At 59.3% G+C, this 22,347-nt stretch carries 24 protein-coding genes; 16 read left to right on the forward strand and 8 right to left on the reverse strand.

Annotated elements, in window-relative coordinates; translation table 11 throughout:
• Positions 1-29 precede the first annotated feature (29 nt).
• The 3 genes from Q7C20_RS18610 (at position 30) to Q7C20_RS18620 (ending at position 3,015) form a co-directional block, all read left to right on the forward strand.
• Positions 30-1,370 (forward strand): MFS transporter, encoded by a 1,341-nt coding sequence (locus Q7C20_RS18610; protein ID WP_375069340.1) that lies wholly within the window; start codon positions 30-32, stop codon positions 1,368-1,370.
• A 114-nt stretch (positions 1,371-1,484) separates the two neighbouring features.
• Positions 1,485-2,027, forward strand: a complete 543-nt coding sequence (locus tag Q7C20_RS18615; protein ID WP_375069342.1) for a cysteine hydrolase family protein — start codon at positions 1,485-1,487, stop codon at positions 2,025-2,027.
• A gap of 4 nt (positions 2,028-2,031) precedes the next feature.
• Positions 2,032-3,015 carry a GlxA family transcriptional regulator gene (locus tag Q7C20_RS18620; protein WP_375069343.1) on the forward strand — a complete coding sequence of 328 codons (984 nt, stop codon included), beginning with the start codon at positions 2,032-2,034 and terminating at the stop codon, positions 3,013-3,015.
• Here Q7C20_RS18620 and Q7C20_RS18625 read toward each other — a convergent pair.
• The 3 genes from Q7C20_RS18625 to Q7C20_RS18635 all read right to left on the reverse strand — a co-directional run bounded on the left by Q7C20_RS18625 (position 2,986) and on the right by Q7C20_RS18635 (position 4,696).
• A complete protein-coding gene (locus Q7C20_RS18625; protein WP_375069344.1) occupies positions 2,986-3,153 on the reverse strand; it encodes a DUF2986 domain-containing protein in 168 nt (55 codons plus the stop codon). The genes Q7C20_RS18620 and Q7C20_RS18625 overlap by 30 nt on opposite strands.
• A gap of 65 nt (positions 3,154-3,218) precedes the next feature.
• Positions 3,219-3,551 carry a hypothetical protein gene (locus tag Q7C20_RS18630; RefSeq protein WP_375069345.1) on the reverse strand — a complete coding sequence of 111 codons (333 nt, stop codon included), beginning with the start codon at positions 3,549-3,551 and terminating at the stop codon, positions 3,219-3,221.
• Positions 3,552-3,667: 116 nt separating this feature from the next.
• Positions 3,668-4,696: an alpha/beta hydrolase family protein gene (locus Q7C20_RS18635; protein WP_375069347.1), complete on the reverse strand. Its 1,029-nt coding sequence runs from the start codon at positions 4,694-4,696 to the stop codon at positions 3,668-3,670.
• Positions 4,697-4,857: 161 nt separating this feature from the next.
• Here Q7C20_RS18635 and Q7C20_RS18640 point away from each other — a divergent pair, with 161 nt between their 5' ends.
• On the forward strand, positions 4,858-5,271 hold the full coding sequence (locus Q7C20_RS18640) for a DoxX family protein (RefSeq protein WP_348058199.1): 414 nt from the start codon (positions 4,858-4,860) through the stop codon (positions 5,269-5,271).
• 91 nt (positions 5,272-5,362) lie between these two features.
• Here Q7C20_RS18640 and Q7C20_RS18645 read toward each other — a convergent pair whose 3' ends face one another.
• Positions 5,363-5,701 carry a hypothetical protein gene (locus tag Q7C20_RS18645; protein WP_375069348.1) on the reverse strand — a complete coding sequence of 113 codons (339 nt, stop codon included), beginning with the start codon at positions 5,699-5,701 and terminating at the stop codon, positions 5,363-5,365.
• Positions 5,702-5,824: 123 nt separating this feature from the next.
• Between Q7C20_RS18645 and msrA the strand changes: the two genes are divergently transcribed.
• The 3 genes from msrA to Q7C20_RS18660 all read left to right on the forward strand — a co-directional run bounded on the left by msrA (position 5,825) and on the right by Q7C20_RS18660 (position 7,698).
• Entirely contained in the window at positions 5,825-6,331 is a 507-nt protein-coding gene (gene msrA, locus Q7C20_RS18650) for a peptide-methionine (S)-S-oxide reductase MsrA (RefSeq protein ID WP_375069350.1), read from the forward strand.
• A gap of 174 nt (positions 6,332-6,505) precedes the next feature.
• Positions 6,506-7,039 (forward strand): GNAT family N-acetyltransferase, encoded by a 534-nt coding sequence (locus tag Q7C20_RS18655; RefSeq protein ID WP_375069352.1) that lies wholly within the window; start codon positions 6,506-6,508, stop codon positions 7,037-7,039.
• Complete coding sequence (locus tag Q7C20_RS18660; protein WP_375069353.1) at positions 7,039-7,698, forward strand: hypothetical protein; 660 nt, start codon at positions 7,039-7,041, stop codon at positions 7,696-7,698. The genes Q7C20_RS18655 and Q7C20_RS18660 overlap by 1 nt, the downstream gene beginning before the upstream one ends.
• Before the next feature lie 494 nt (positions 7,699-8,192).
• On the opposite strand, the gene Q7C20_RS18665 is transcribed toward Q7C20_RS18660, so the two are convergent.
• Positions 8,193-8,444 (reverse strand): DUF6124 family protein, encoded by a 252-nt coding sequence (locus Q7C20_RS18665; protein WP_375069355.1) that lies wholly within the window; start codon positions 8,442-8,444, stop codon positions 8,193-8,195.
• A 516-nt stretch (positions 8,445-8,960) separates the two neighbouring features.
• On the opposite strand from Q7C20_RS18665, the gene Q7C20_RS18670 reads away from it, so the two are divergent.
• Genes Q7C20_RS18670 through Q7C20_RS18680 form a run of 3 tightly spaced genes read left to right on the forward strand, consistent with a single transcriptional unit; the run spans position 8,961 to position 12,810 of the window.
• Complete coding sequence (locus Q7C20_RS18670) at positions 8,961-10,112, forward strand: MFS transporter (protein WP_375069357.1); 1,152 nt, start codon at positions 8,961-8,963, stop codon at positions 10,110-10,112.
• A 39-nt stretch (positions 10,113-10,151) separates the two neighbouring features.
• A complete protein-coding gene (locus Q7C20_RS18675) occupies positions 10,152-11,414 on the forward strand; it encodes an MASE1 domain-containing protein (protein ID WP_375069359.1) in 1,263 nt (420 codons plus the stop codon).
• A gap of 46 nt (positions 11,415-11,460) precedes the next feature.
• The gene (locus tag Q7C20_RS18680; RefSeq protein ID WP_348058185.1) at positions 11,461-12,810 is read left to right on the forward strand and encodes a hypothetical protein; all 1,350 of its coding nucleotides are present in this window, start codon (positions 11,461-11,463) and stop codon (positions 12,808-12,810) included.
• 204 nt (positions 12,811-13,014) lie between these two features.
• On the opposite strand, the gene Q7C20_RS18685 is transcribed toward Q7C20_RS18680, so the two are convergent.
• A complete protein-coding gene (locus Q7C20_RS18685) occupies positions 13,015-13,941 on the reverse strand; it encodes a LysR family transcriptional regulator (RefSeq protein ID WP_375069362.1) in 927 nt (308 codons plus the stop codon).
• 145 nt (positions 13,942-14,086) lie between these two features.
• On the opposite strand from Q7C20_RS18685, the gene Q7C20_RS18690 reads away from it, so the two are divergent.
• Complete coding sequence (locus tag Q7C20_RS18690; RefSeq protein WP_375069364.1) at positions 14,087-15,097, forward strand: NAD(P)-dependent alcohol dehydrogenase; 1,011 nt, start codon at positions 14,087-14,089, stop codon at positions 15,095-15,097.
• Entirely contained in the window at positions 15,067-15,453 is a 387-nt protein-coding gene (locus Q7C20_RS18695) for an addiction module antidote protein (protein WP_375069418.1), read from the forward strand. Before Q7C20_RS18690 ends, Q7C20_RS18695 begins: the two co-directional genes overlap by 31 nt.
• Before the next feature lie 215 nt (positions 15,454-15,668).
• On the opposite strand, the gene gudD is transcribed toward Q7C20_RS18695, so the two are convergent.
• Together gudD and Q7C20_RS18705 are read right to left on the reverse strand one after the other, a co-directional pair.
• Positions 15,669-17,003 carry a glucarate dehydratase gene (gene gudD, locus Q7C20_RS18700; RefSeq protein ID WP_375069366.1) on the reverse strand — a complete coding sequence of 445 codons (1,335 nt, stop codon included), beginning with the start codon at positions 17,001-17,003 and terminating at the stop codon, positions 15,669-15,671.
• Between the two features lie 19 nt (positions 17,004-17,022).
• Complete coding sequence (locus Q7C20_RS18705; protein ID WP_375069367.1) at positions 17,023-18,384, reverse strand: MFS transporter; 1,362 nt, start codon at positions 18,382-18,384, stop codon at positions 17,023-17,025.
• A gap of 338 nt (positions 18,385-18,722) precedes the next feature.
• On the opposite strand from Q7C20_RS18705, the gene Q7C20_RS18710 reads away from it, so the two are divergent.
• The 4 genes from Q7C20_RS18710 (at position 18,723) to Q7C20_RS18725 (ending at position 22,319) form a co-directional block, all read left to right on the forward strand.
• Entirely contained in the window at positions 18,723-19,433 is a 711-nt protein-coding gene (locus tag Q7C20_RS18710) for a FadR/GntR family transcriptional regulator (RefSeq protein ID WP_348058175.1), read from the forward strand.
• Between the two features lie 24 nt (positions 19,434-19,457).
• Entirely contained in the window at positions 19,458-20,153 is a 696-nt protein-coding gene (locus Q7C20_RS18715; protein ID WP_375069369.1) for a tRNA (adenine(22)-N(1))-methyltransferase TrmK, read from the forward strand.
• Between the two features lie 100 nt (positions 20,154-20,253).
• Positions 20,254-21,480 (forward strand): DUF1444 family protein, encoded by a 1,227-nt coding sequence (locus Q7C20_RS18720; protein WP_375069371.1) that lies wholly within the window; start codon positions 20,254-20,256, stop codon positions 21,478-21,480.
• A gap of 266 nt (positions 21,481-21,746) precedes the next feature.
• On the forward strand, positions 21,747-22,319 hold the full coding sequence (locus Q7C20_RS18725) for an ATP phosphoribosyltransferase regulatory subunit (protein ID WP_375069372.1): 573 nt from the start codon (positions 21,747-21,749) through the stop codon (positions 22,317-22,319).
• The last annotated feature ends 28 nt before the right edge of the window (positions 22,320-22,347 follow it).

Raw genomic sequence — 22,347 nt, forward strand, 5'->3', positions numbered from 1 at the left:
ATGACCAGCGGTCAGAGTGGAAGGTGTTTATGTCTCGAGTTTTATCTACGGCGGCCCCGGCAGCCAGTTTCGATACGCAGGCCACAACGGCTCAAAACAGCACCACCAAAATCGCCAGGCGCGCGGCAATCGCCGCTGCCACCGGCACGGCGGTGGAGTATTACGAGTTCGGTGTGTACGGCTTTATGGCGACGATTATCGCGCCTTTGTTCTTTCCCAGTGACAACGCCGCTGCCGCATTGCTGGCGACCCTCGCGGTGTTTGGCAGTGCGTTTTTGATTCGGCCGCTGGGCGGTATTTTGCTCGGGCGCCTGGCGGACCGCATAGGCCGGCGCAGCGTGTTGTTGAGCACGGTGATCGGCATGGGCACCGCAACGGCGGCCATCGGGCTGTTACCGACGTCCGCCCAAGTGGGCATTGTCGCGCCGATCCTGCTGGTGCTGATTCGGCTGATCCAGGGCTTTTTCGCCGGCGGTGAAGTCATCGGCGCGGCGGCGTTTCTGGCCGAGTCATCGCCCAAAGGCCGACGCGGCTTTTATGGTGCATTCACCCCGGTCGGTGTGGCGATTGGCGGTTCGATGGCGGCGATTATCTGCGGCATCACTACAGGGATGGCCGATGCCGAGCAGCTGCAAGCCTGGGCGTGGCGTATTCCGTTTTTCCTCGCCATTCCCTTGGTGATCTTCTCTTGCATCATGCGTCACAACGTTGAAGAAACGCCTGAGTTCAAAGCCTTTCTTGCCGTGGAAAAACCGCCCACTGCACCGGTCCGCGAGGTGCTGACCCAGAACCTGCCTGCGGTGCTGCGCGTGGTGGTGTTCGCCTTCGCGCAGAACGCCGGTTACTACATCGGCCTGGTGTTCATGAACATTTACCTGACCACCTACCTGCACTTCGAAAAATCCAAAATCTATTGGGTAATAGCCGGGATCAGCCTGTGCATGGCGGCGATGATGCCGTTCTGGGGCGGCTTGTCCGATCGCATCGGGCGCAAGAAGGCCTTGGCCATCGGCTTTGTCGGTTACGCGGTGCTGGTGATTCCGATGATGGTGTTGATGAACAACAGCAGCCTGTTGATTGCGGTCATCGCGTTTTTTGTGGCGACGTTGCCGATGCCGGTCATTCAGTCCGCGGGCTACCCCACCTACGCCGAGCAGTTTCCAACCCGCGTTCGCTACACCGGCATGGCCATCAGCATCAACCTGGGGGCGATTTTGGGCGGCGGCATTACGCCTTACATCGTCACCTCATTGATTGGTTCCACCGGCAATTTGCTGGTGCCGGGGTTCTTCATGGCCGGCGCGGCGGTGTGCGCATTGGTGGCCTTGATCACCTTGCGGGAAACCTCACAGGGCGACCTTCGGCGCTGAAGGACGATGTCCGAATACGTCCTCAAGTGGTCCGGCGTGTGTCTGTCAGCGATGCGGTATTGTCCTTAGCATGGCGTGCATCAGCCTTCCACAGGCACGCCAAGAGGACTCACCATGCAGCGCAAAGCCTTGATCGTTATCGATGCCCAGCATTCCTTTCGCCATTCCACCTATTGGTCTGAAAATGACCTGCCGGGTTACCTGGAAAAACAGCAAGCCCTGATCGACGGGTGTGTTCAACAGGGCATCCCGGTGGTACAAGTTTTCCATGTTGAGGAGCAGGGGCATTTTTCCATGGCATCGGGTAACGTCAGGGCCTTGAGCGAATTATCGATCAACCCCGACCTGATCATTCACAAGCGCTACCACAGCGCCTTCGCCGGCACGCCCCTGGCCGCGCGGCTTACCGAGATGGGCGTCACGTCGCTGATCATCAGCGGCATCCGTACCGAACAGTGCTGCGAAACCACCACGCGCCAGGCCTCGGACAGCGGCTTTGCCGTGGACTTCGTCAGCGAAGCCACGCTGACCTTTGCGATGACCCACGCGCGCAGTGGCCGGGTTTACAGCCCGGCCGAGATTCGCGAGCGCACCGAGCTGGTTCTGGAGGAGCGTTTTGCCCGTATCCTCACTGTCGCCCAAGCCCTGGAGAGTTGAACCCGTGAGCGTGCCGGTGCTGTTCGTCTTATTGCCCAATGTGCTGATGCTGGACCTCGCCGGCCCAGCGGAAGTGCTGCGCCTGGCCGCGCAAATCGAGGACCCGGCGGCGGTGGATTTCGACTTGCAATACGCCAGCCCCGTGGCGGCGCTGCAAACGTCCATCGGCTTGCCCCTCAGCGGTTTGGCGGCGCTGCCACAGAACCTCGCGCCCGGCACGCTGGTGGTGTTGGTGGGCTCCACGGCGAAGGTGACGAAAGCACGGCAGCGGGCATTTGAATCGGCGAGTAATACGCTGGTGCAGTGGCTGCAAACTGTCTTCGCACCTTCGGGCGAACGGCTGGTGTGCGTGTGCGCCGGTGCATTGACCGCCGCGCGGGCGGGGCTGCTCGATGGTCGCCAATGCACCACGCACCATGCGCTGTGCGAGACGTTGCAGGCCATGGCGCCCAAGGCGAAGGTGCTGGAAAACCGCCTGTACGTCACCGACGGCCCGATCAGTTGCAGCGCCGGGATCACGGCAGGTATCGATTTGATGCTGCACCTGGTCGCCGAACTGGCCGGGCCACGGCTGGCCAGCGCCGTGGCGCGGGACATGGTGGTGTACATGCGCCGCAGCGGTGCCGACCCGCAGTTGTCGCCCTGGACGTGGGGCCGTGACCATTTGCATCCGGCGGTGCATCGAGTGCAGGACGCCGTCGCAGCAAACCCCGGTGATGCCTGGACCGTCACGCGCATGGCAGACCTGGCCTACACCAGCAGCCGCCACCTGGCGCGGTTATTCCAGGAACATGTGGGTGTCAGCCCCCTCGATTACCTGCACCGGCTGCGGTTGGCGGTGGCCCGAGCGTTATTGGCGGAGTCGAACCTGGACATGGAGGCGGTGGCCGAACGCGCAGGGTTTGGGTCGGCGCGTCATTTGCGGCGTATCTGGGGCAAATACGAGAAGGGCACGCCTTCAGATGGGCGTGTCGCCGGTTTCGGCTGAACCTGGCGTGGCCTCGGCCGCCAGTTTCAGGCGGTCGGCTTTGCTGATGTAGATGTCTTTGTTTTTCGGTGCCAGTTTGGCGCTGGCCTTTTTGGCTTTGGCCTTGAAGAGCTGCTTCAGTTTCTTTTGGCGATTCATGGGTGGCTACTCAGCGGTTAATGGCCTGAATGATATCAGCTTAATAAACCGCGTCAGAACCCTGCTTAGTCAGCGGCAGTTGTGACTCCGCCAGCCAATGAAACACCGAGGAAATACAACAGCCCTCCGGCCAGGACGAACAGCACCAGCAGGTAAAAAATGTAGTGCGCCGGCTGCGTGGCGCTGCCAAAGGTTCGGGTGGTGGTGGAGGCGCTGGTTGAGGGGTTGGGCGCGGTTAGTGTTTCGGCGTTTGCTTGAAACGGGCTGGCGGAGTGGGTCAGGCGGTATTTCTGTTGGCAGTACCGCCGTCTTCGCAGGCAAGCCAGCTCCCACAGTAGCACTGCATCGCTGGCAAGAAAGTGTTCGGCACGATGGCCCTGCCGGTGGTGCTTTAACAAACACTGCAAGTCCCCTGTGGGAGCTGGCTTGCCTGCGATGGCGGTGTAACAGACGATACCGCTGCTGACAGTGCCGCCGTCTTCGCAGGCAACCCAGTTCCCACACTGAGCCTGAACTACTTCGCCAAAAACTCCGAAATCAACCCGATCACCTGTTGCTGAATCACCTCCCGTGGCCGCGCGCCTTCGCCATCCCGGCAAATCATGCCGTCCCCTGGCGAACCCTCTTCAATCAACGCAATCGCCCCTGGCTTGCATATCGGCATAAAGCTGAAGTGGTTGGCGTCGCTGATAGCCACGTAAGTCGTCGACGCTTTGGGCAACCGCCTGGCCAAGTCGGCAGATTCCAGTTCGGCAGGCATATCCTCCGAGGGTGCGCCGCCGGCAATCACCAACGCCGGTACCGGCAGTTTGGCCAGGCTGGCGTCGGTGAAGCCGCGTGACAAGCCGAGGTCCAACGACACAATGGCGGTGACGCGCTTGTCGCTCAAGTCGGCGGCCAAGTGAGCCTTCAAGGCGGGTGTTCCGGCAGGGTTCATCTCATGGTAGGCAATGCAGCCACCCAACTTAGGGTGTGCATCGCAGTCGCGGCTGAACAGGTCGGGGTCGAAGCGGGCGCCGGCGATTTCCAGCGCGGTCCAGCCGCCGAGGGAGTGGCCAATCACGGCAATCCGCTGTTTCTCAACCGCGCCAAATTGCTTCGGCTGCGCCAGCACCGCATCAATCGCGCGGCTCAGGTCGGCAGGGCGTTTCCATACCTGCGCGGCGGCCTGCGGTTCGCGGTTTTTGGTGGTGGTGCCCGGGTGGTTAACCGCCGCCACGATGTAGCCTTTATGCGCCAATGCACTGGCCAACCACACCTGTTTGCCCCAGTTGCCACCGTAACCGTGAGACAGCACAACCAAGGGATGCGCGCCTGCCGCTGGCGGTGCATCGGGCACTCCGAGGGCGCCGATAAAGACCACGGTGTCAGCAATCAACTCGGGTTTGGCAGTCGTTTTAGCCGGGTACCACACCACCAGTTCCAGTGGGTTGTTGTGTTGCGCATCGTGAAGGGTCTCGGTGCGAAAACCGATGGGGCTTTCTGCAGCAATTGCAGGCGTGGCCAGGGCCAGCAAAAGCAGGGCGGTGAGGGCGTTTTTCACTGTTATTATCGTCCTTGATTATGTGTCGGCGCATCATGCCTTGAAATTCGAAGCGAGCGCATCCCCCCCGCGCGAACGAAAGTAGGTGCTGCGAGCGAGTGGAATTGACTAAGGTTGAACAACTGCCAATCACAAACCCACCCCCTAAAGAGAGCGAAGCCATGCGATACACCCTGTTCGAGCGTCAACGCGACCTGATCATCCTGATTGCCCGCATCCTGCTGATGTTGCTGTTCGTGACCTCCGGCTGGGGCAAACTCACCGGGTTCAGCGGCACCGTCGAGTACTTCACCTCCATCGGCGCACCGCTGCCTTCCATCGCCGCGTCGGTGGCTGTGCTTATGGAATTTGGTGTGGGCATCCTGCTGCTGATCGGTTTCTACACACGGCCGCTGGCGTTGTTGATGGCCTTGTTCGTATTGGGTACAGCGATCATCGGCCACCATTTCTGGAACATGGTCGAACCGGCCAAATCGGCCAACACGGTTCAGTTCTTCAAGAACATGAGCATCATCGGCGGGCTTTTGCTGCTCAGCGTGACCGGAGCGGGGCGTTATTCCCTTGATCGTCGATAAACCGGAGAGGTTGATGCGCGACTGAAACGTTGCCTGAGCGCATCAAGCTTTTCTTAGGAGGAGAATCGAGGAGAGGTCCCGATTCTCTTACTCACCACAGCAATGCTTCAACTTCGTCGTATTTATCCGCCACCTTCAAGAAAACGTCCGCCCAGCCGCTGCTCAGGCTCACCTCTTGCAGCGGGCCGGTTGCGGCAAACAGCACCGCTAGGCTCATCTTTTCAGGCAAGCCGCCAGACTTGAGTGTGCTGAGCAAGCCAACTAACTCTGACGTTGCGTGAGCTTCGTTCTCCCAGCTGGACCAGCAGAAGTCGTTGTCGGGGAGCGAAATCAGCTCAATAGCGGCTTCAAGTACGTGGATGAGACTCTCAATGGGATCGTCCCGATTGATCTGGCCGTGAATCAACGCCTTCGTGCGATCCAGCTTCATAGCGTGGCGAACCCCTCATCGTGTGCAAAGTGAAGCAGCATAGCGAAGATAGGCGGCATGCCCACCTTGGTATCCGCCAACCCGGCCCCATAACTACACCTGTATCCACTGAGGTGACTGACCATGACCAACTCAACCGAAACCGCCATCCTCGCCGGCGGCTGCTTCTGGGGCATGCAAGACCTGTTGCGCCGCTACCCCGGCGTGCTGCACACGCGCGTCGGCTACACCGGCGGCGACGTGCCGAATGCCACCTACCGTAACCACGGCAACCATGCCGAAGCGATTGAAATCGTGTTTGACCCGGCCGTGATCACGTACCGGCAGATTCTTGAGTTTTTCTTCCAGATACACGATCCCAGCACGCCTAACCGTCAGGGCAATGATCTAGGGCCGGGTTACCGTTCGGCGATTTATTACCTGAGCGAACAGCAGCGCGACATTGCTAAAGACACCGCTGCCGACGTCGATGAGTCGGAGCTGTGGCCGGGCCGCGTGGTGACCGAGATCGAACCGGCGGGGCCATTTTGGGAAGCGGAGCCGGAGCATCAGGATTATCTGGAGCGCATACCGAATGGGTATACCTGCCACTTCATTCGGCCGAACTGGAAGCTGCCAAAGCGCGGTTGACAGTAGGGCCGTTAAGCCAGGCGCCTGGAAAATCAGTCTCGTAAAAAGCCCAACCTCGCGTTGGGCTTTTTTGCGTCTGCACGGCGTTGGGGTCTGTTCATCGATACGTCAGATTGGGATGCTATGACGGTACATCTCCAGCAAGCACTCCGTGTCCGAAGAAGGAATACTTCGATGATCCGTCACGCATTACCCTCCGACGCCAAAGCCATTGCCCAAGTGCATGTCAGCAGTTGGCAACAAGCGTATCGCGACCTCATGCCTGCCGACTATTTGAACTCGCTGAACGCGACGCTGGCTCAGCGGGAAGCCTTTTGGATGCGCACGATTGAAGCGGGTGAGCTAAACGTATGGGTGGCTGAACTGAATGAGCAGGTTGTGGGTTGGATATCAGTTGGCGCCAGCCGGGATAGCGATGTTGCCGAGGGCAATATAGGCGAGGTCATGGCCATCTATGTATTAGCGGAATACTGGCACACGGGTACGGGTCTGGCATTGTGGAATGCAGGCTTGCAGTGGTTGAGGGAGCAGGGTTATGAATGTTTGACGCTTTGGGTTTTGGCCGGCAATGAACGGGCTATTCAGTTTTATCGCAGGGCAGGATGCAGTGAGGAAACAGGCAGTGAGCGCACGCTTGAGAGGGGCGGGGTGTCGCTGGTGGAAGTGAGGTATCGACTCCCTTTTGTCCAATTAATCAAGGAAGCATGATGCAAGCCCCAACCTTTTCCATTGTCCGGATAGACCAGATCCACGAGATCATTGCGCCCGTTGTAGAGCCATTTTTGCAGCCTCTGGGTTTTGAGGTGCAAGCGCCTCTGACGTGGCTACGCAGTGAGGATGCGCCGATTCGCCAGATTTTTTGCCTAAAGCAGTGGAAGGGTGGCGCGCTGGCGCCTGCGTGGGGGTTGTCGCTGGATTTCGTTCCACATCTTTCCGGCAATCAAATCAAATGGCACAGAACGCCCAAATCGGCGCGACTTGATCTGACGTGGGACGTGCGCGATCGAGCGATGGACATTTCCTATATGTACGGGCCCGAAGTGATTTCGCGCGATGCCCCGCGCATTTTGGGAGCCGCCGTGGCGAAGGCTGAAACCTTCTGGTGCAGTGCTCGCGCGGTATCAGATCTGCCTCAAGCGTTTGAACAGGTGAAGCAACATCTGTCGTCCGGCGGGGTGGGGTTTTACAACTACCTGCAACACCCGCTGGCCTACGCGTTTGTACTGGCCATGAATGGCAAGCCCGATGCTGCTGAAGCGGAGCTTCAGCGCTTTACGGCGAGCCTTTCAGTGCAAGCCACTGAAAAACTGCATGCAGTATTTGCCGATTTGGTCCGCCGGGAAGGGCACGTGCATGGAAAGGCTTGATCGCTTGAACGAGTGCCTGCAAGCGCATGACTGTGTTATTTCGATCAACATACGATTCGACGACTTCAAATACGATCTGGCGCTAACGCTATGCGCCAACATTTCGGATGTGGAGGGTGTGACGATACTTTTTCAGGATGTCAGCTCACTCAATCTGAGTGGGTTTGGGGGTGGGCTGACCCAATTTATGTCCCTCGAAGTTACCCGAATCAACGAGGGGCTCGACAGGATTCGGTATGAACTGAGAGAGGTTGAGCACGAAAGCATTTCATTCAGATTTTTCACGTTTAGTGAGGCGAATTTTGAGGGAGCAATACTCTAGAGAAGAGAGGAGACGCGTCGCTGGTCCAGGTGTTTTATCGATGCGTTTGATATAGCTGGGTTAGGCGGCACGGAACGCCTGAACGCTCAAGCAAGAAAACCGTCGAAAACCACCGAATCGTCCGGACGAAATTTAAACGATTCGGCGGTTTGCGGCTAACAGCGTTGAAATGTCAGCTTTGCGCTACCGAGACCTCTCGATCCATCAGCTTATCTATCAACAAAACCCCCAGCTCACTCAACTGGTGAATCGCCAACGCCACATCGCGTTGCTTGCCCGTCAAATCCTCCGACAGGTCGAGCAACAACGCGGTTACCGAAGAAAAGGTTTCATAGCTGTTGGCGATCAGGGTTTCGCTGCTGGCGTCGGCGGCGACGCTGAACAAGCCGGGTGGTGGAGGCGGGTTGGGCGTTACTTTGCACATACTTGGAATTTCCCACTTGAGGGCCGCCACCTCTGAGCTACTAAACAAAGGGGTGGCAGCTGTGCGCAGGTTAGTAGACCGGGGAATTCCAAGAAAGCCGGCGCGCCCGAAGACGCCCTGCACACAGCTACCATCAAGCACGGACGAGAACGTCCTACAGATGAAGCTCATGCACTGACTGGAATAACCCCGGGCTACTAAACCCGATCACTGAGTATTCAGCGACCGGGCAACCTTAGAGACGCCCACTCCAGCGCACAAGCCGGCGGATTCTGACGCACGCGTAGGCAAAGGAGCAAGGCGCTGTGGCCTCGGACTTTTCTGTTTCAGGGCTTACTGTAGGACATGTACTCGTTCTGCAAAACAATATTGTTCGCCCACGGTGCATCAGACAAACCGGGTTGATGCCTGCTTAGGAAAAACCGAAGCCGGTGCCTTATAGTTCGGTATCAACGCCGCACCCCTTGAATACGGGTCAATGACTGACGCCTGGCACTCACCAAAACAAGGACGCCGATGAAAATTCTGATGGATAACCGTAACAAGCTGCTCATTACCCTGACCGTGATGATTTTTGGATTGAGCTACGGTTTGAGCGCGCCCTTGATTGCAATCAAGTTGACCACTGCGGGCTTCAGCGAGATGTACGTTGGCATCAACGCCGCGATGCATGCGGTGGGTGTCTTTGCCATCGCGCCTTTTCTGCCGATGCTGTGCCGTCGGTTCAGCCCCAGCCTGTTGTTAGGGTTTTCGCTGGGCGCGCTGGTGGTGTTGTTGGCTGCATTCCCTTTCGTTCCCATCGAAGCCTGGTTTTTACTACGCCTGGGCCTTGGGCTGTTCAGCGAAATCATCATGGTGGTGTCGGAAACCTGGCTGAACCACACCACGGTGGAGCAGGCGCGGGCAAAAACCATGGCGATGTATGTGGCCAGCCTGTCGTTGGGGTTTGCCCTGGGGCCGTTCATTCTGTCCTGGGTGGGCAATGCGTCGTCGGCTGCCTTTCTTGTCGGCAGTTTGATTACACTGCTCGCCGGCCTTTCACTGCTCGGGATCAAAACCGATGGCCGCCCGATTGCCCACGAAAAGGGCCGCCCGCTCACACTGTATGTGCGCATCGCACTGCTTGCCCTGGTGGCGGCTGCACTGAACGGCGCCCTGGAAAGCGCCGGCATGAACATGCTGGTGATTTACGCGATCAACGTGGGCTGGCCGGTGCAGCAGGCCACGTGGTTGCTGTCTATGCTGTTGTGTGGCGCGATTGTTTTGCAGTTGCCGATTGGCTGGCTCGCCGACCGCATGGACCGCCGTCGCCTGATCATCGTGCTGTCGGCGCTTTCAGCGGTAGGCGCGCTGATCTGGCCGTTGGCACTGACGCAGCGCTGGCTTTCGTATGGGCTGTTGTTCGTGTGGGGCGGTGTGTTTGTCGGGATTTATACGGTGGTGGTTACGCAGGTCGGTGAGCGTTTCAGCGGCACCGAACTGGTCGGGGTTTACAGCGCACTGTCGGTTGCCTGGGGCATTGGCGCGCTGTTGGGGCCGGTATTGGCCGGCGTCTCGATGCAATTGGGCCTCCACGGTTTGCCCTTGCTCACCGCCGCACTGTGCGCACTGTTCACGCTGTTTGCCGTGAGGCACAAACAGCCCACACACACGCCCCCTCAGGCGTGAACCCTCAGCATCCTTATTATTGAATTGGAAAAAAACGTCGTGATCCTACGCAGGGCTCTATTGCAAGCCGCCACCTTATTGATGTGGGCGCTGGCCTATTACGTGACAGGCCTTATTTCACTTGAGTTCGATGACCCTGTTTCCCAGGTGGCCGTGGTGTGGTTCCCGGCGGGCGTGGCCGTTTCGGCGTTCCTCATCTCGCAACGTTCGCGTTGGCCACTGCTGTTTGTGGTGCTGCTGACCACGCGAATCGTTCTGGAATACCTGTGGCGACACGACTGGGCCTCCACACTGGTGCATTCCGTCCTGGCCCTGAGTGCTGCCCTCTGCATTGCCTGGCTGGTGCGCCGCTTTGCCCGGCCCAATGACGATTTGCACGCCATTGTGCTGTGGATAATTGCCACCGTGGTGGTGTGTGCATTGCAAGCTGCACTGATCGGCGTCTGGCTGTCGCTTGCGCGCGACGTGCCGCTGCAGCGCCTGCTGTGGGTGATCTGGATCGCCAACATCACCGGGGTTATTTTCAGCACGATTGCGATCATGAGCCTGCTGCATGTCGATCTGAATATCTATCGCACCGGGTGGCTGGCCAGGCTCAGCGGAGTGATCGCCTTTTTCCTGATGTGCCTGAGCGCCTGGTTTATCTTTGGCGTCGATTCTCCGTGGTTAAAGTCCAGTATTACCGACTCGGCCGGGTCTGCCATGAACTTTGCGCTGGCGTGTATTCCGATCATCTTTTGCGTGGTTGTTTCGGTCACCTGGGGCGGGCGAGGGGCGACGCTGGCGTTGCTGACGCTGGCGATTCTGGTGATTCATCACACCGACATGGGGCAAGGGCCGTTTTTCCTCAAGGGGCTGAACCCCGGTGAACCACTGTTGTTAGCCCAGTGCTACCTGTGCGCGACAGCCTTGTTGCTGGTTTTTCTGCGGGTGCTGGCCAAGTCAGCGCGGCGCTACGACCTGGACACCGGCCGGGCGGCGGGTGAGGGGGTGATGTATCGATTGCACCCCGTGTCTGGCGAGATTTACTGGGACGACAACCTGCGTGAGGTGCTGGGCATCGACGCGCCGGTGTTGTCGACCATCAATGACGTGCTTGAACGCGTAGATCCCAATGACCAGGAAAAACTTCGACAACATTGGTCCACTCAACAGCGCAGGCAGGGCGGCGCCTCGCTGACGTTTCGCATCACCGCGCAGGGTTCGGATACTCGGGTTATCTGCGACAACACGCCGGGCCTGATTGCAGATTCCAGCGGTGAGGTGATCGTGGGCAACTGGCAGATCAGTCACTACGAATGATGTTGCAGCACTTCGATTGGCAACCTTGGTACCAGGGAAACAACTCATGATTCAAATCGCATTGCTGCTGTTTGGCGCAGAATTCGTCCGCTCCAGGGCCAAATTCATCGGTGGCCTGGGTTTGCTGTGGGGCGTAATGGGCGCGGGCGTGCTGATCGACGGCATGGACGGGGTGTTGTATTTCCCGATGAAGGCGTTCGGCATTCTGCTGCTGTTGGAAAGCCTGATCACACTGAGCGTCGCATCAAGCGGTATCGGTGCGCAAAAGGCCGTGCTGTTTTTCAAGGGCGGCGTGTGCTTCTTCGTGTCGCTGTTGATTCTGGCCAACAAGACCTACAGCAACCTGTTACTGGCGATTATTTTCGGCTTCTCCTACTTCATTTTTGGCTTGCTGGTGATCACGTCGGCGTTTGTCGTCAGGTACCCGCATTGGCGCTTTTCAGTGGTCACCGGCAGTGCCAAGGTGATCTTCGCCCTGTTGCTGTTCACGCCTTACCCGGTGGGCTACCAGTCAACGGTGTCGTTTTTCATCGGGTCATTGATGATCGTCAGCGGCATCAGTGCCCTGCGAGTGGCCAGGCGCGCCAGTTTACTGGTGCGTGGCACGTCCTCGTTTGAGCTGCTGACGCCCCGCGCACCGGTCATGAGCCTCACTATAAAGTCGGCGGTCAAACCGGAACTCGTCACGGTAGCTGCCAACCCGCCAAGCCATGAGCCTTTGGTTGTGCATATCTGGACGCCGGAGGGCACAGCAGAAAATACGCCGGTGCCGCGACCGATCATCAACCGCTACATCGCCGCAGTGGACAGCCAGGGCGTGATTTCCACTGGGCACGCAGCCCTTGAGTTGCAGCCCTCGATCTATATCAGCCTGTACCCTGCCGCCGATATCGACCGCTCGCCTTCGGAGTTCTTCCGGATACTCAAGGCCACCCGGGACAATGATGTGCCGGGTACCTTTCAGCCTGACTACGCTACAGAAGCGGCCGATTGGTGTGAGTCGGACCGCAAGATACTGTTTCACCACTACAACAGCAGTGCCCTTGAGCATTTCTGGATGAACTACAGCCTCGACAACCGCTACAACCTCACCTACCGCAACTGTTCCAGCACCGTCGCTTACGCGCTCGAGGCATCGCTGGATGGCGCGCTGGCCTTTCGCAGCGAGCGCTGGCGAGACTGTTTGCGCACCCTGTTCATGCCTGAACTCTGGATCGCAGCGCAAGTGCGCAGGCGTGCGCTGACCATGGCCTGGACCCCAGGCCTGGTGATGGATTACGCCAGGGCGCTGCGGGCCGTCGTACACCCGGTGCCGCAGTCCTGGTTTCAGCGCATGCCCTGGAAGGCCCGTCACGTTGATACCCTTTCAAACGACGCGCCAAGCGGCCCAAAGTAAAACCCCACCCGAACACTAAAACTGTGGCGAGCGGGCTTGCCCCGCGTTGGGCTGCGAAGCAGCCCCAGAACCAGCGGCCGAGGAGTACCTGACTCACCGCACTCTTCCTTTTAGGGCTGCTTCGCAGCCCAACGCGGGGCAAGCCCGCTCGCCACAGGGTACTGATCGCCTGTTCTTCCTGGCCTGTTTTATCCGGCAGTACCTCTAACGGATGGCGTAAGGCTCCAGCCACTGCGCATGTATCTGTGGAAAGCGCTCCAGCAACCACTGCGTAAAGGCCTGCACCTGCGGCGCAATGTGGGTGCGGCTCGGGTATAGCAGCGTCACCGGTCTGGGGGCGGGGCGATAGGGCGCCAGGATTTCTACAAGGTCGCCGTTGGCCAGGTGATGGCTGACTGAAATGCCCAGCGCTTGAATGATGCCGAAACCCGCCACCCCACACTGAACATAGGTGTGCGATTCGGTCACGGTGATGGCGGCCTGACTGACATGCACGTGGTCCGCGCCGTCCACCCGAAAATGCCAGGGCAGGATCCGGTTGCTGTGGCCAGACAGAAAGCTGACGCCCTGATGCGCCGCCAGCGCCTCTATTCGCTGAGGTTCACCGTGTGCCTGCAGGTAACCGGGCGCGGCGCAGGTGATCAAGGTCGCCATGCCCACGGGCCGCCCAACCAGCGTTGAGTCCGGTAGATCGCCGATGCGCAGTGCGCAGTCCACCCCTTCGCCCACCAGGTCCACCGTTCTGTCGGTGACGCCGAGTATCAGGTTGATGCCTGGAAAAGCGCTGGCGAATGCTTTAAGGCTGTCGATGAATTCGATTTGCGCAAAGGCGGTCGGGATGTCGACGCGCAGCCGACCACTGAGGGTCGCCCCGGTGGGGTCAAACATGGAGGTTGCGTCAGCAATGTTGCCGAGGATTTCCAGCACCCGCCCATAGAACTGCTCGCCTTCAGCGGTGAGCGTGACTTTTCGCGTGGTGCGCTGGAACAAGCGCACGCCCAGCGACGACTCCAACTCTTGAATGGCGCGGGTAACGTGCGGGCGGCCGATGGCCAGGGACTCGGCGGCCTTGGTGAAGCTGCCGAGTTCAGCGAGCCGAGCGAATAAGCGCATCGATTGGAGCAGTTCCATGGGCGACCCTGGTGACGGTGTTGGCTATGACTGTTGCTTGAGAATAGAACAATCCTGTCCATTTCTGCGTATTTATTGCCTCCGTCAAACGGCGAATGATGTGTTCAAGGCAATGCCGCCTCTCACGTCACGCGGGGAATACGTTATGAAAGCTTGGTTACTCAGAGAATTCGGGCTCGACAATCTGCACATGGGTGAAGTGCCTACGCCAACACCAAAGCCCGGCGAACTGCTGGTCAAGGTGGGCGCCGTCTCGCTGAATTTTCGCGACAAGGCCATCGTCGATGGCATCTACGAGCCGCACGCAGTGCCAAAGGATTTGATTCCGGTAAGCGATGCTGCCGGTACTGTGGTCGCGGTGGGTGAAGGTGTTTCGCGCTTCAACATCGGCGATCGCGTGAACTCGCACTTGTATTCACGCTGGCTGGACGGTGAACCCGGCCCGAATGAGCCGGACTACTGCTTTGGTTCACCGCTGCCTGGCGGGCTGGCCGAATACATGATCATCCACGAGGACAGCGCGGTGCGCGCCCCCGATAACATGAGCGACGAAGAGGCTGCCACGTTGCCGATTGCTGCGCTGACGGCCTGGTACTCGCTGGTGGATTTCGGGCAGGTCCAGCCCGGGCAGACCGTATTGGTCCAGGGCACTGGCGGGGTATCCATCTTCGCCGTGCAAATCGCAACTGCGCTGGGGGCCAGGGTAATCGCGACGTCCAGCAGCGACCAGAACCTGCAAACCGTCATCGGCTTGGGCGCCGTGGCAGGTATCAACTATCGGAGCACGCCCGCCTGGGAGGAAGAAGTGCTGAAGTTGACCGAGGGCAAAGGCGTTGACCTGCTGCTTGATGTCGCCGGTGGCAATGGCATCAACCAGTCGGTGGCGGCCACCAAGGCCGCCGGACGCATCGCGCAGATTGGTTTTCTGACGGGCCAGACCGTGCAATTGAACCTGATGCCGCTGATATTTCGCCAGACCACCCTTCGCGGCATCGCCGTCGCGCCGCGCTCATCATTTGATCGGATGAACGCGTTTTTGAACGAACACAAGATTCGCCCGGTGATTGATCAGGTCTACTCGTTCGAACAGGCGCGCGAAGCTTATGCGCATCTGGCCAAAGGCGCATTTGGCAAGGTGGTCATCAAGATCGCTTAAATAACCCTCGGTCCCGTGGTGAGGGAGCCGGCTGCTCCTGCGTCTACGAAGCATCGCGCTTCCTCGACAGCCCGGAGGTTATCAGTGCGTATCTTGCGCAAAGCATGAAATCGCAAGACCCGCAGATACTGATGAAGGCGCTTGCCGAGGTTGCCAAAGCCCAGGGCGTGAACAAAGTGGCGGAGGCTGCCGGGGTCAATCGGGAGAGCCTTTACAAAACGCTGAAGGGCGGCTCGAAAACCCGTTATGAGACGATTCAGAAGCTGATGCTGGCCCTGGGTGTCGAGCTGACGGTGCAACCAATTGCACCGAGGAAAACTGCCAGGGCAAAATCGGAAGCAGCCAGTAAGCCCTGAGTTCCTGTGGCGAGCTGGCTTGTTGTGGCGAGCAGGCTTTCTGTGGCGAGCGGGCTTGCCCCGCGTTGGAGTGCGAAGCGCTCCCCATTCAACCAACACGGTGTAACTGATAAACCGCGTCGTCAGGTTTTAGGGCTGCTTCGCAGCCCAACGCGGGGCAAGCCCGCTCGCCACAGAAAGCCCACTCCCCATAGGCACTGTGTTCGCAGGGGGCCCTAACGCACCAGGCAAGGCTGCTTGTTATTGAAGCGCCAGCCGGGAATCAAAAACTGCATCGCCACGCTGTCATCCCGCGCGCCGAGGCCCATGCCTTTGTAGACCTCGTGGGCCTTCGCCACGGCGTCCATATCGATATCCACGCCCAGGCCGGGCTTGCTCGGCACCTTCACATAACCGCCTTCGATTTTCAGTGGTTGCCTGGTCAGGCGCTGGCCGTCCTGCCAGATCCAATGGGTATCGATGGCGGTGATATCGCCCGGTGCCGCAGCGGCGACCTGGGTAAACATTGCCAGGGAAATATCGAAGTGGTTGTTGGAATGCGAACCCCAGGTCAAGCCCCAGTCGTTACACATCTGCGCCACGCGTACCGAGCCCTGCATCGTCCAGAAGTGCGGGTCAGCGAGGGGGATATCCACCGATTGCAACTGGATCGCGTGGCCCATTTCTCGCCAGTCGGTGGCGATCATATTGGTGGCGGTTTTCAGGCCCGTGGCACGGCGGAATTCGGCCATGACTTCGCGGCCCGAGTAGCCGTTTTCCGCACCGCACGGGTCTTCGGCGTAGGCGAGTACGTGGTGCTGGTCGCGGCACAGGCGGATGGCTTCTTTGAGTGACCAGGCGCCGTTCGGGTCGAGGGTGATGCGTGCATCCGGGAAGCGTTCGGCCAGCGCGGTGACGGCTTCAATTTCTGCATCGCCGCTCAACACGCCGCCTTTGAGTTTGAAGTCGTTGAAGCCGTATTTGGCTTTGGCGGCTTCTGCCAGACGCACCACCGCGTCGGCCGTCAGGGCTTTCTCGTGGCGCAGGCGAAACCAGTCATCATCGGCGTCCGCCTCGTTGCGATAGGCCAGGTCTGTGGCGGTGCGATCACCGACGTAGAACAGGTAGCCGAGCATCTTCACCGCGTCGCGCTGCTGGCCTTCGCCGAGCAAGGCGGCCACCGGCACTTCGAGGAACTGGCCCAGCAAGTCGAGCAGTGCCGCTTCCATCGCCGTGACCGCATGAATGGTGATGCGCAGGTCAAAGGTTTGCAGGCCGCGACCGGCAGAGTCCCGTGAGGCAAAGGTGGTGCGCATTTGGTTGAGGATGCGCTGGTAGTGGCCGATGGGTTGGCCCACCACCAGGCTGCGCGCGTCTTCCAGGGTTTGGCGGATGCGTTCGCCGCCGGGTACTTCGCCCACGCCGGTGTTGCCGGAGCTGTCTTTGAGAATCACGATATTGCGCGTGAAGTAGGGCCCGTGGGCGCCGCTCAGGTTCAGCAGCATGCTGTCATGGCCGGCAACCGGAATGACTTGGAAATGGGTGACGACAGGTGACGTTGAAGTGCTCATGGCAAGTTCCTGAATACGCTTAAAGAGGTTTGCTGATGGCGGCGCCCGTGGGCACAACGCTCGGCGAAGCCTGCGGGGCAGAGGGAGCGGTTTTGGCGAAAAACACCAGGATCGCGGCGATCACCGACGTGCCGGCCAGCCCATAAAGGCCGCCCTGGATCGAACCGGTGGTCTGCTCCAGAAAACCAAAGGTCGTGGGTGCTACAAACCCGCCCAGGTTGCCGATGGAGTTGATCAGCGCGATCACGGCGGCGGCGATGCGCGCGTCCAGATACCCCTGCGGAATCGGCCAGAACAGCGACGAGGCCGACTTGAAACCGATGGCCGCAAAGCAGATCGCAACAAAGGCAAAAATCGGCCCGCCCGTGGTGGACATGAACATCCCCGCAGCCGCAATCAGCAGCGCAGCGGCGACCCAGGCTTGCTGGAACCTGAATTTGCCCGACAGCGAGGCGAAGGTGTACATGGCAATGATCGAAATCAGCCACGGGATCGAGTTGAACAAACCCACCTGTATATCGCTCAAGTCGCCCATCTTTTTGATGATGCTCGGCAGCCAGAACGTTGCGGCGTAGATGGTCAATTGGATGCAGAAGTACAAGGCGCAGAACAGCAGGATCTGACGGTCCTTGAGCAGCTTGCCAATCGTCGGTTTGACCGTGGTCAGCGCTTCACGCTCGCGCTGTTCCTGATCAATCGCGCCGACCAGTGCGTCCTGTTCTTCGCGGGTCATCCAGTTGGCGTCATGGGGTTTGGAATCCAGCCAGAACCACACAAAGAACCCCAGCGCCACCGAGGCCAGGCCTTCTATGGCGAACATCCACTGCCAGCCATGGAAGCCGAAGCCCTCTATCTGCAACAGCGCGCCTGAAAGCGGGCCGGAGATCAGCGAGGCCACCGCCGAACCACTCAGGAAGATCGCAATGGCTTTGCCGCGCTCAACCCCTGGCAGCCAGCGGGTGAAGTAGTAGATCACGCCAGGGAAGAATCCCGCTTCAGCCACGCCGAGCAGGAAACGCAGGATGTAGAACTGGGTTTCGTTCTGGATGAACGCCATCAGCGTGGCAACGATGCCCCAAGTGAACATGATGCGGGTCAGCCAGATGCGCGCGCCGACTTTTTGCAGCAGCATGTTGGAGGGCACTTCGAACAGCGCGTAGCCGATGAAGAACAGCCCGGCGCCCAGCCCGTAGGCGGCCGCGCCGATGCCAAGGTCATGCTCTATGTGCGTGCGCACGAAGCCGATATTGACCCGGTCGATGTAGTTGAGGATGAACATGATCACGAACAGTGGGAGCACATGGCCCTTCACTTTGCTCACGGCGCGCGCGAGCACTGAATCGTTTTCTGGTGCGGCAGATGCATGGCTTGAATTGTTCACAATTCAAAACTCCCCCTGATTATTTTTATGCGGGTTTGCGTGTTTTGTTGATAGACATCATACAAGTGCTTTTCCGGGGATCGCAATGTGGTGACGGGTGTATTTGTTCTTATAACGGCGAATGCCAAATGGGTATTTTGGTTATTTGTCTAATAGGTATTAGGGTTTTAGAGATTTTTAGGTGACTGTTCAGGCATGTGATTCCAGATTGGCGCGAAGGTCAGTGTTCTTTGGGTTGTGGAGGTTTAAGATTGGTTGTCATACAAGTTGATTGATTTTCGAATCAGTTCAACGAGGGTGATAAGCTCGCACCAGCCCAACCCCGTGGATCCGTCGCGATGCCCATTGATAGCGCAACCCTTGTTCGTAAACGCTCCAACAACCTCGCCCAGGGCGTGGTCGAGGCGCTGACCCAGCGCATCCTGCTCGGGCAGCTCAAGCCAGGTGAAAAACTGCCGTCAGAATCGACCATCGTGCAGGAGCACGGTGTGAGCCGAACCGTGGTTCGCGAGGCCATCTCCAAGTTGCAGGCGTCGGGCCTGGTGGAGACGCGTCACGGCATCGGCACCTTCGTGCTGGAGCCGCAGGCTCAGCAAGGCTTGCGCTTGCACGTGGACACCGTCGCCAGCGTGCGCAACATGCTCGAACTGCGCCTGGGCCTGGAGGTGCAAGCCGTGGCGCTGGCTGCGTTGCGCCGGTCTGAGGAGCAACTGGCGCAGATGCGCGCAGCACTGGATGACTACCAGGCCTCGCTGGCCAACAACGACAGTTGCGTGGAAGAGGACAAGCGCTTTCACCAACTGATCGCCGAGGCCACCGGCAATACGTTTTTCACCGAGATCATGCTGCATTTGGGCAATGCGATGATCCCGCGTACGCAGGTCAAGGGCGCCGAGCGCGGTGGTGCCGACTTTGCCAAGCTGGGCCAGTTGGCGAACCTGGAACACGAGGCGATCTTCAACGCGATCAAGCGCCAGGACCCGGACGCGGCGCGGGCGGCCATGGTGCTGCACCTGACCAATAGCCGTGACCGGTTTTCGGGTGAGTAATTTTTCAGTGACAAGGAACAACCGTTGAACGAACACACATTATCCAGGCGCCTTGAGTGCGTGGCGGCGAACGTGCCCGTTGGCGCGCGCCTGGCAGACATCGGCTCGGACCATGGCTACCTGCCGGTGGCAATGATGCGCCGGGGTTTGATCGCAGCGGCGGTGGCGGGGGAGGTGGCAGCTACGCCCTTCCACGCAGCCCAGCGCACCGTGCGCGATAACGGCCTGGAAAAAAGCATTACTGTGCGGTTGGCCGACGGCCTCGCGGCGATCGAAGTTGGCGACGGCATCACCGCCATCAGCGTCTGCGGCATGGGCGGCGAGACGATTCGCGACATCCTCGACAACGGCAAGGCGCACCTCGCCGGCCACGAACGCTTGATCCTGCAACCCAACGGCGGCGAGCAACCGTTGCGCCACTGGCTGATGCACAACGGTTACCGAATCCTCACGGAAGAGTTGTTGCAGGAGAACCGCTTCTACTACGAGATCATCGTCGCCGAACGTGCCGAGCCGGTGACCTACACCGATGAAGAACTGTACTTCGGCCCCCTGCAACTGCAGGCGCGCAGCCCGGAGTTTCTGGCCAAGTGGCAACGCATGCTGCGCCAGAAGCACAAGACCTTAGCCAGCCTTGAGCAGGCGAAGCAGTGGGTGCCGGAAGACAAGGTGCAGGAAATCGCCCGGCAGGCGCGGTGGATCACGCAGTTACTGGCCTGACCAGGTAACAGTGAACTCGACCACGCAACACAGGTCGTTATTTAACCTGTCCCTTGCACCGTCCGGGATGGACAGCTCGCACTCATGGAGGAACCTGCGCATGTTTGGCACCCTGATCGACAAGCTCTTCAATCGCCCCCTGACCGAGGAGGCCTTCGCCCAGAAAGTCATCAAGGCTGCCCGCCAGGTGGGCTTCAGCGGGCCGCTGGTGTATGTGCCCACGGAGTTTCGCCTCGACCACGGTGACGGCGGCGGCTTCTTCAACCTGCATAACGCATTTCGTGACTACCAGAACGCCGAGAAGTCGCGCAAAGCCGATGTATTGAATGGGTATGCGTCGACGCTGCTCAACTACCGCAATAACGCGCCGGAGCAATTCGAAGAGGTGAGGCCGCTGTTACGGCCGGTGATTCGTAACCTGGCGATGCTGGAAGAGGTGCGCCTGTACAAGGTGCGCACGGATGGCTGGGATACGCCGCGCAATGCTGTCCACCGACCGTTGGGTAAAGACTGCGTGATCTTGTTGGCGGTGGATTATCCCGAAACCACTTCAACCCTCACCGACGGCCCGAAAGAGAGCTGGGGGGTGAGCCTCGACGAGGCATTGGCGGCGGCGCAGAGCAACTTGCGCGAAACCACCCCGGACGCCTTCGAAGAAATTGTGCCCGGGCTCTACCTCGGGCGCTGGAACGACAGCTATGACACCAGCCGCGTGCTGCTGCCGGATGTGCTGCAACGCGCGCCCATCAAGGGCCGCCCGGTGTTCATGATCCCGACCCGCGACGTGCTGATGGTCACCGGCGACAAAGACGAGGACGGCATTCGGCACATGGTCGAGGTCTGCTTCAAGGCCATGGAAAACGGCCGCGTCGTCTCCAGCCAGGTCTATACGTACGAGGGCCAGCGGATCGTGCCATTTGTCACCCACGACGAGGCACTGCTGGCGCGTATGGCAAGCCTTGAACACATGTTGCTCGAAGGTAATTACCGCTCGCAGAAAGAGCAACTCGACACGATCCACGCTGAGCAGAACACTGAGTTATTCGTCGCGACGTACACGCTCTTCGAGTTGACGGACGGCAGCGGCAAGACCTTCTCGGTCTGCAGCTGGACCGAAACGGTCGACACCTTGCTGCCCAAAACCGACCGCGTCGCATTGGTCCAGCTCCAATCCGATAGCTCGGCCAAAACCCAGCTTTTCGCCTGGGACGAGCTTGAGGCCAAGGCCGGTGAACTGTTGCAGCCATTCAACACTTACCCGCCACGCTACAGGACACTGGGGTTTCCCACGGCTGAGCAGTTGAGTCAGATGACGCGGTTGGATTAGTGCCAGCTTGTAACTTTTCCTACAACTGTGCCAGGATCGCCCCATGACTCAATTCCTGCAGAGCAACCGCCATCACCACCACGGACCCTCTACCAGGCGCCGCGGTTGCTTGCACTCACTGTTTGAACAGAACCTCTGATCACTCACTGAACCCAAACCAAGGCGCCCACAGCGCCTTTTTTATTGCCTGTAAAAAATGGAGATTTACCCCATGACCATGCTACGCGGAACGCGAATTGTGACCGGAAAAGAAGCTTCAACAATGCGTGAAATTGAAGGCCGGTTTCGGAGCTACCTTCATCGAAGCGGGCGCTGAAGAAACCATCGTGCCGGCGCTTTGGGGCCAGGACACGTTTATCGAAAAAGCCGGCGGCAGTGAAATCATCGGGCAGATGTGGGCGTTCGACGACAAGGCGGGCCGCCAGTGTTGCTTGATCCCTGAGGCCACCGCGCTGTTCCAGGAGCGCAACGCTGAATTACTCGGCGGACGACGCGAGGCGATGTTTTTCTACGTGGCACGCTGTTACCGCTACGAGCGCCCGCAGGCTGGCCGATACCGTGAGTTTACCCAGCTGGGGTTGGAGATTCTAAGCCCGGAGCCGGCTTTGGCGTTGCAGCTTAGCCAAGTCCTGTGCACCGGTTTTTTGGACTCGCTGGGGCTCGACTATCAGCTCAATTGCGCAGTGAAACGTGGGTTGAGTTACTACCTTGAAGGCAACGGCTTCGAAGTGCGTTGCCCCGCGTTAGGTGCACAGCAGCAAGTGGTGGGCGGTGGCGCCTACCGCGAGGGCGCAGGATTCGGTATCGGGCTTGAACGGCTGGTGCTCGCATTGATGTGACAGTGCAGGCGCCTGCAAACCGGCGGCC

The sequence above is a fragment of the Pseudomonas sp. AMR01 genome, assembly GCF_041946035.1.
GTDB classification, from domain to species: Bacteria; Pseudomonadota; Gammaproteobacteria; order Pseudomonadales; family Pseudomonadaceae; genus Aquipseudomonas; species Aquipseudomonas antarctica_B.

Bases quoted from the DNA above. Each gene is read 5' to 3' on its own strand.
- Q7C20_RS18690 (WP_375069364.1), top strand. From the start codon at position 14,087: ATGAAAGCTTGGTTACTCAGAGAATTCGGGCTCGACAATCTGCACATG.
- Q7C20_RS18665 (WP_375069355.1), bottom strand. From the start codon at position 8,444: ATGTGCAAAGTAACGCCCAACCCGCCTCCACCACCCGGCTTGTTCAGC.
- Q7C20_RS18640 (WP_348058199.1), top strand. From the start codon at position 4,858: ATGCGATACACCCTGTTCGAGCGTCAACGCGACCTGATCATCCTGATT.
- Q7C20_RS18655 (WP_375069352.1), top strand. From the start codon at position 6,506: ATGATCCGTCACGCATTACCCTCCGACGCCAAAGCCATTGCCCAAGTG.
- msrA (WP_375069350.1), top strand. From the start codon at position 5,825: ATGACCAACTCAACCGAAACCGCCATCCTCGCCGGCGGCTGCTTCTGG.
- Q7C20_RS18720 (WP_375069371.1), top strand. From the start codon at position 20,254: ATGTTTGGCACCCTGATCGACAAGCTCTTCAATCGCCCCCTGACCGAG.
- Q7C20_RS18680 (WP_348058185.1), top strand. From the start codon at position 11,461: ATGATTCAAATCGCATTGCTGCTGTTTGGCGCAGAATTCGTCCGCTCC.
- Q7C20_RS18670 (WP_375069357.1), top strand. From the start codon at position 8,961: ATGAAAATTCTGATGGATAACCGTAACAAGCTGCTCATTACCCTGACC.
- Q7C20_RS18625 (WP_375069344.1), bottom strand. From the start codon at position 3,153: ATGAATCGCCAAAAGAAACTGAAGCAGCTCTTCAAGGCCAAAGCCAAA.
- Q7C20_RS18710 (WP_348058175.1), top strand. From the start codon at position 18,723: ATGCCCATTGATAGCGCAACCCTTGTTCGTAAACGCTCCAACAACCTC.
- Q7C20_RS18660 (WP_375069353.1), top strand. From the start codon at position 7,039: ATGCAAGCCCCAACCTTTTCCATTGTCCGGATAGACCAGATCCACGAG.
- Q7C20_RS18645 (WP_375069348.1), bottom strand. From the start codon at position 5,701: ATGAAGCTGGATCGCACGAAGGCGTTGATTCACGGCCAGATCAATCGG.
- gudD (WP_375069366.1), bottom strand. From the start codon at position 17,003: ATGAGCACTTCAACGTCACCTGTCGTCACCCATTTCCAAGTCATTCCG.
- Q7C20_RS18610 (WP_375069340.1), top strand. From the start codon at position 30: ATGTCTCGAGTTTTATCTACGGCGGCCCCGGCAGCCAGTTTCGATACG.
- Q7C20_RS18615 (WP_375069342.1), top strand. From the start codon at position 1,485: ATGCAGCGCAAAGCCTTGATCGTTATCGATGCCCAGCATTCCTTTCGC.
- Q7C20_RS18685 (WP_375069362.1), bottom strand. From the start codon at position 13,941: ATGGAACTGCTCCAATCGATGCGCTTATTCGCTCGGCTCGCTGAACTC.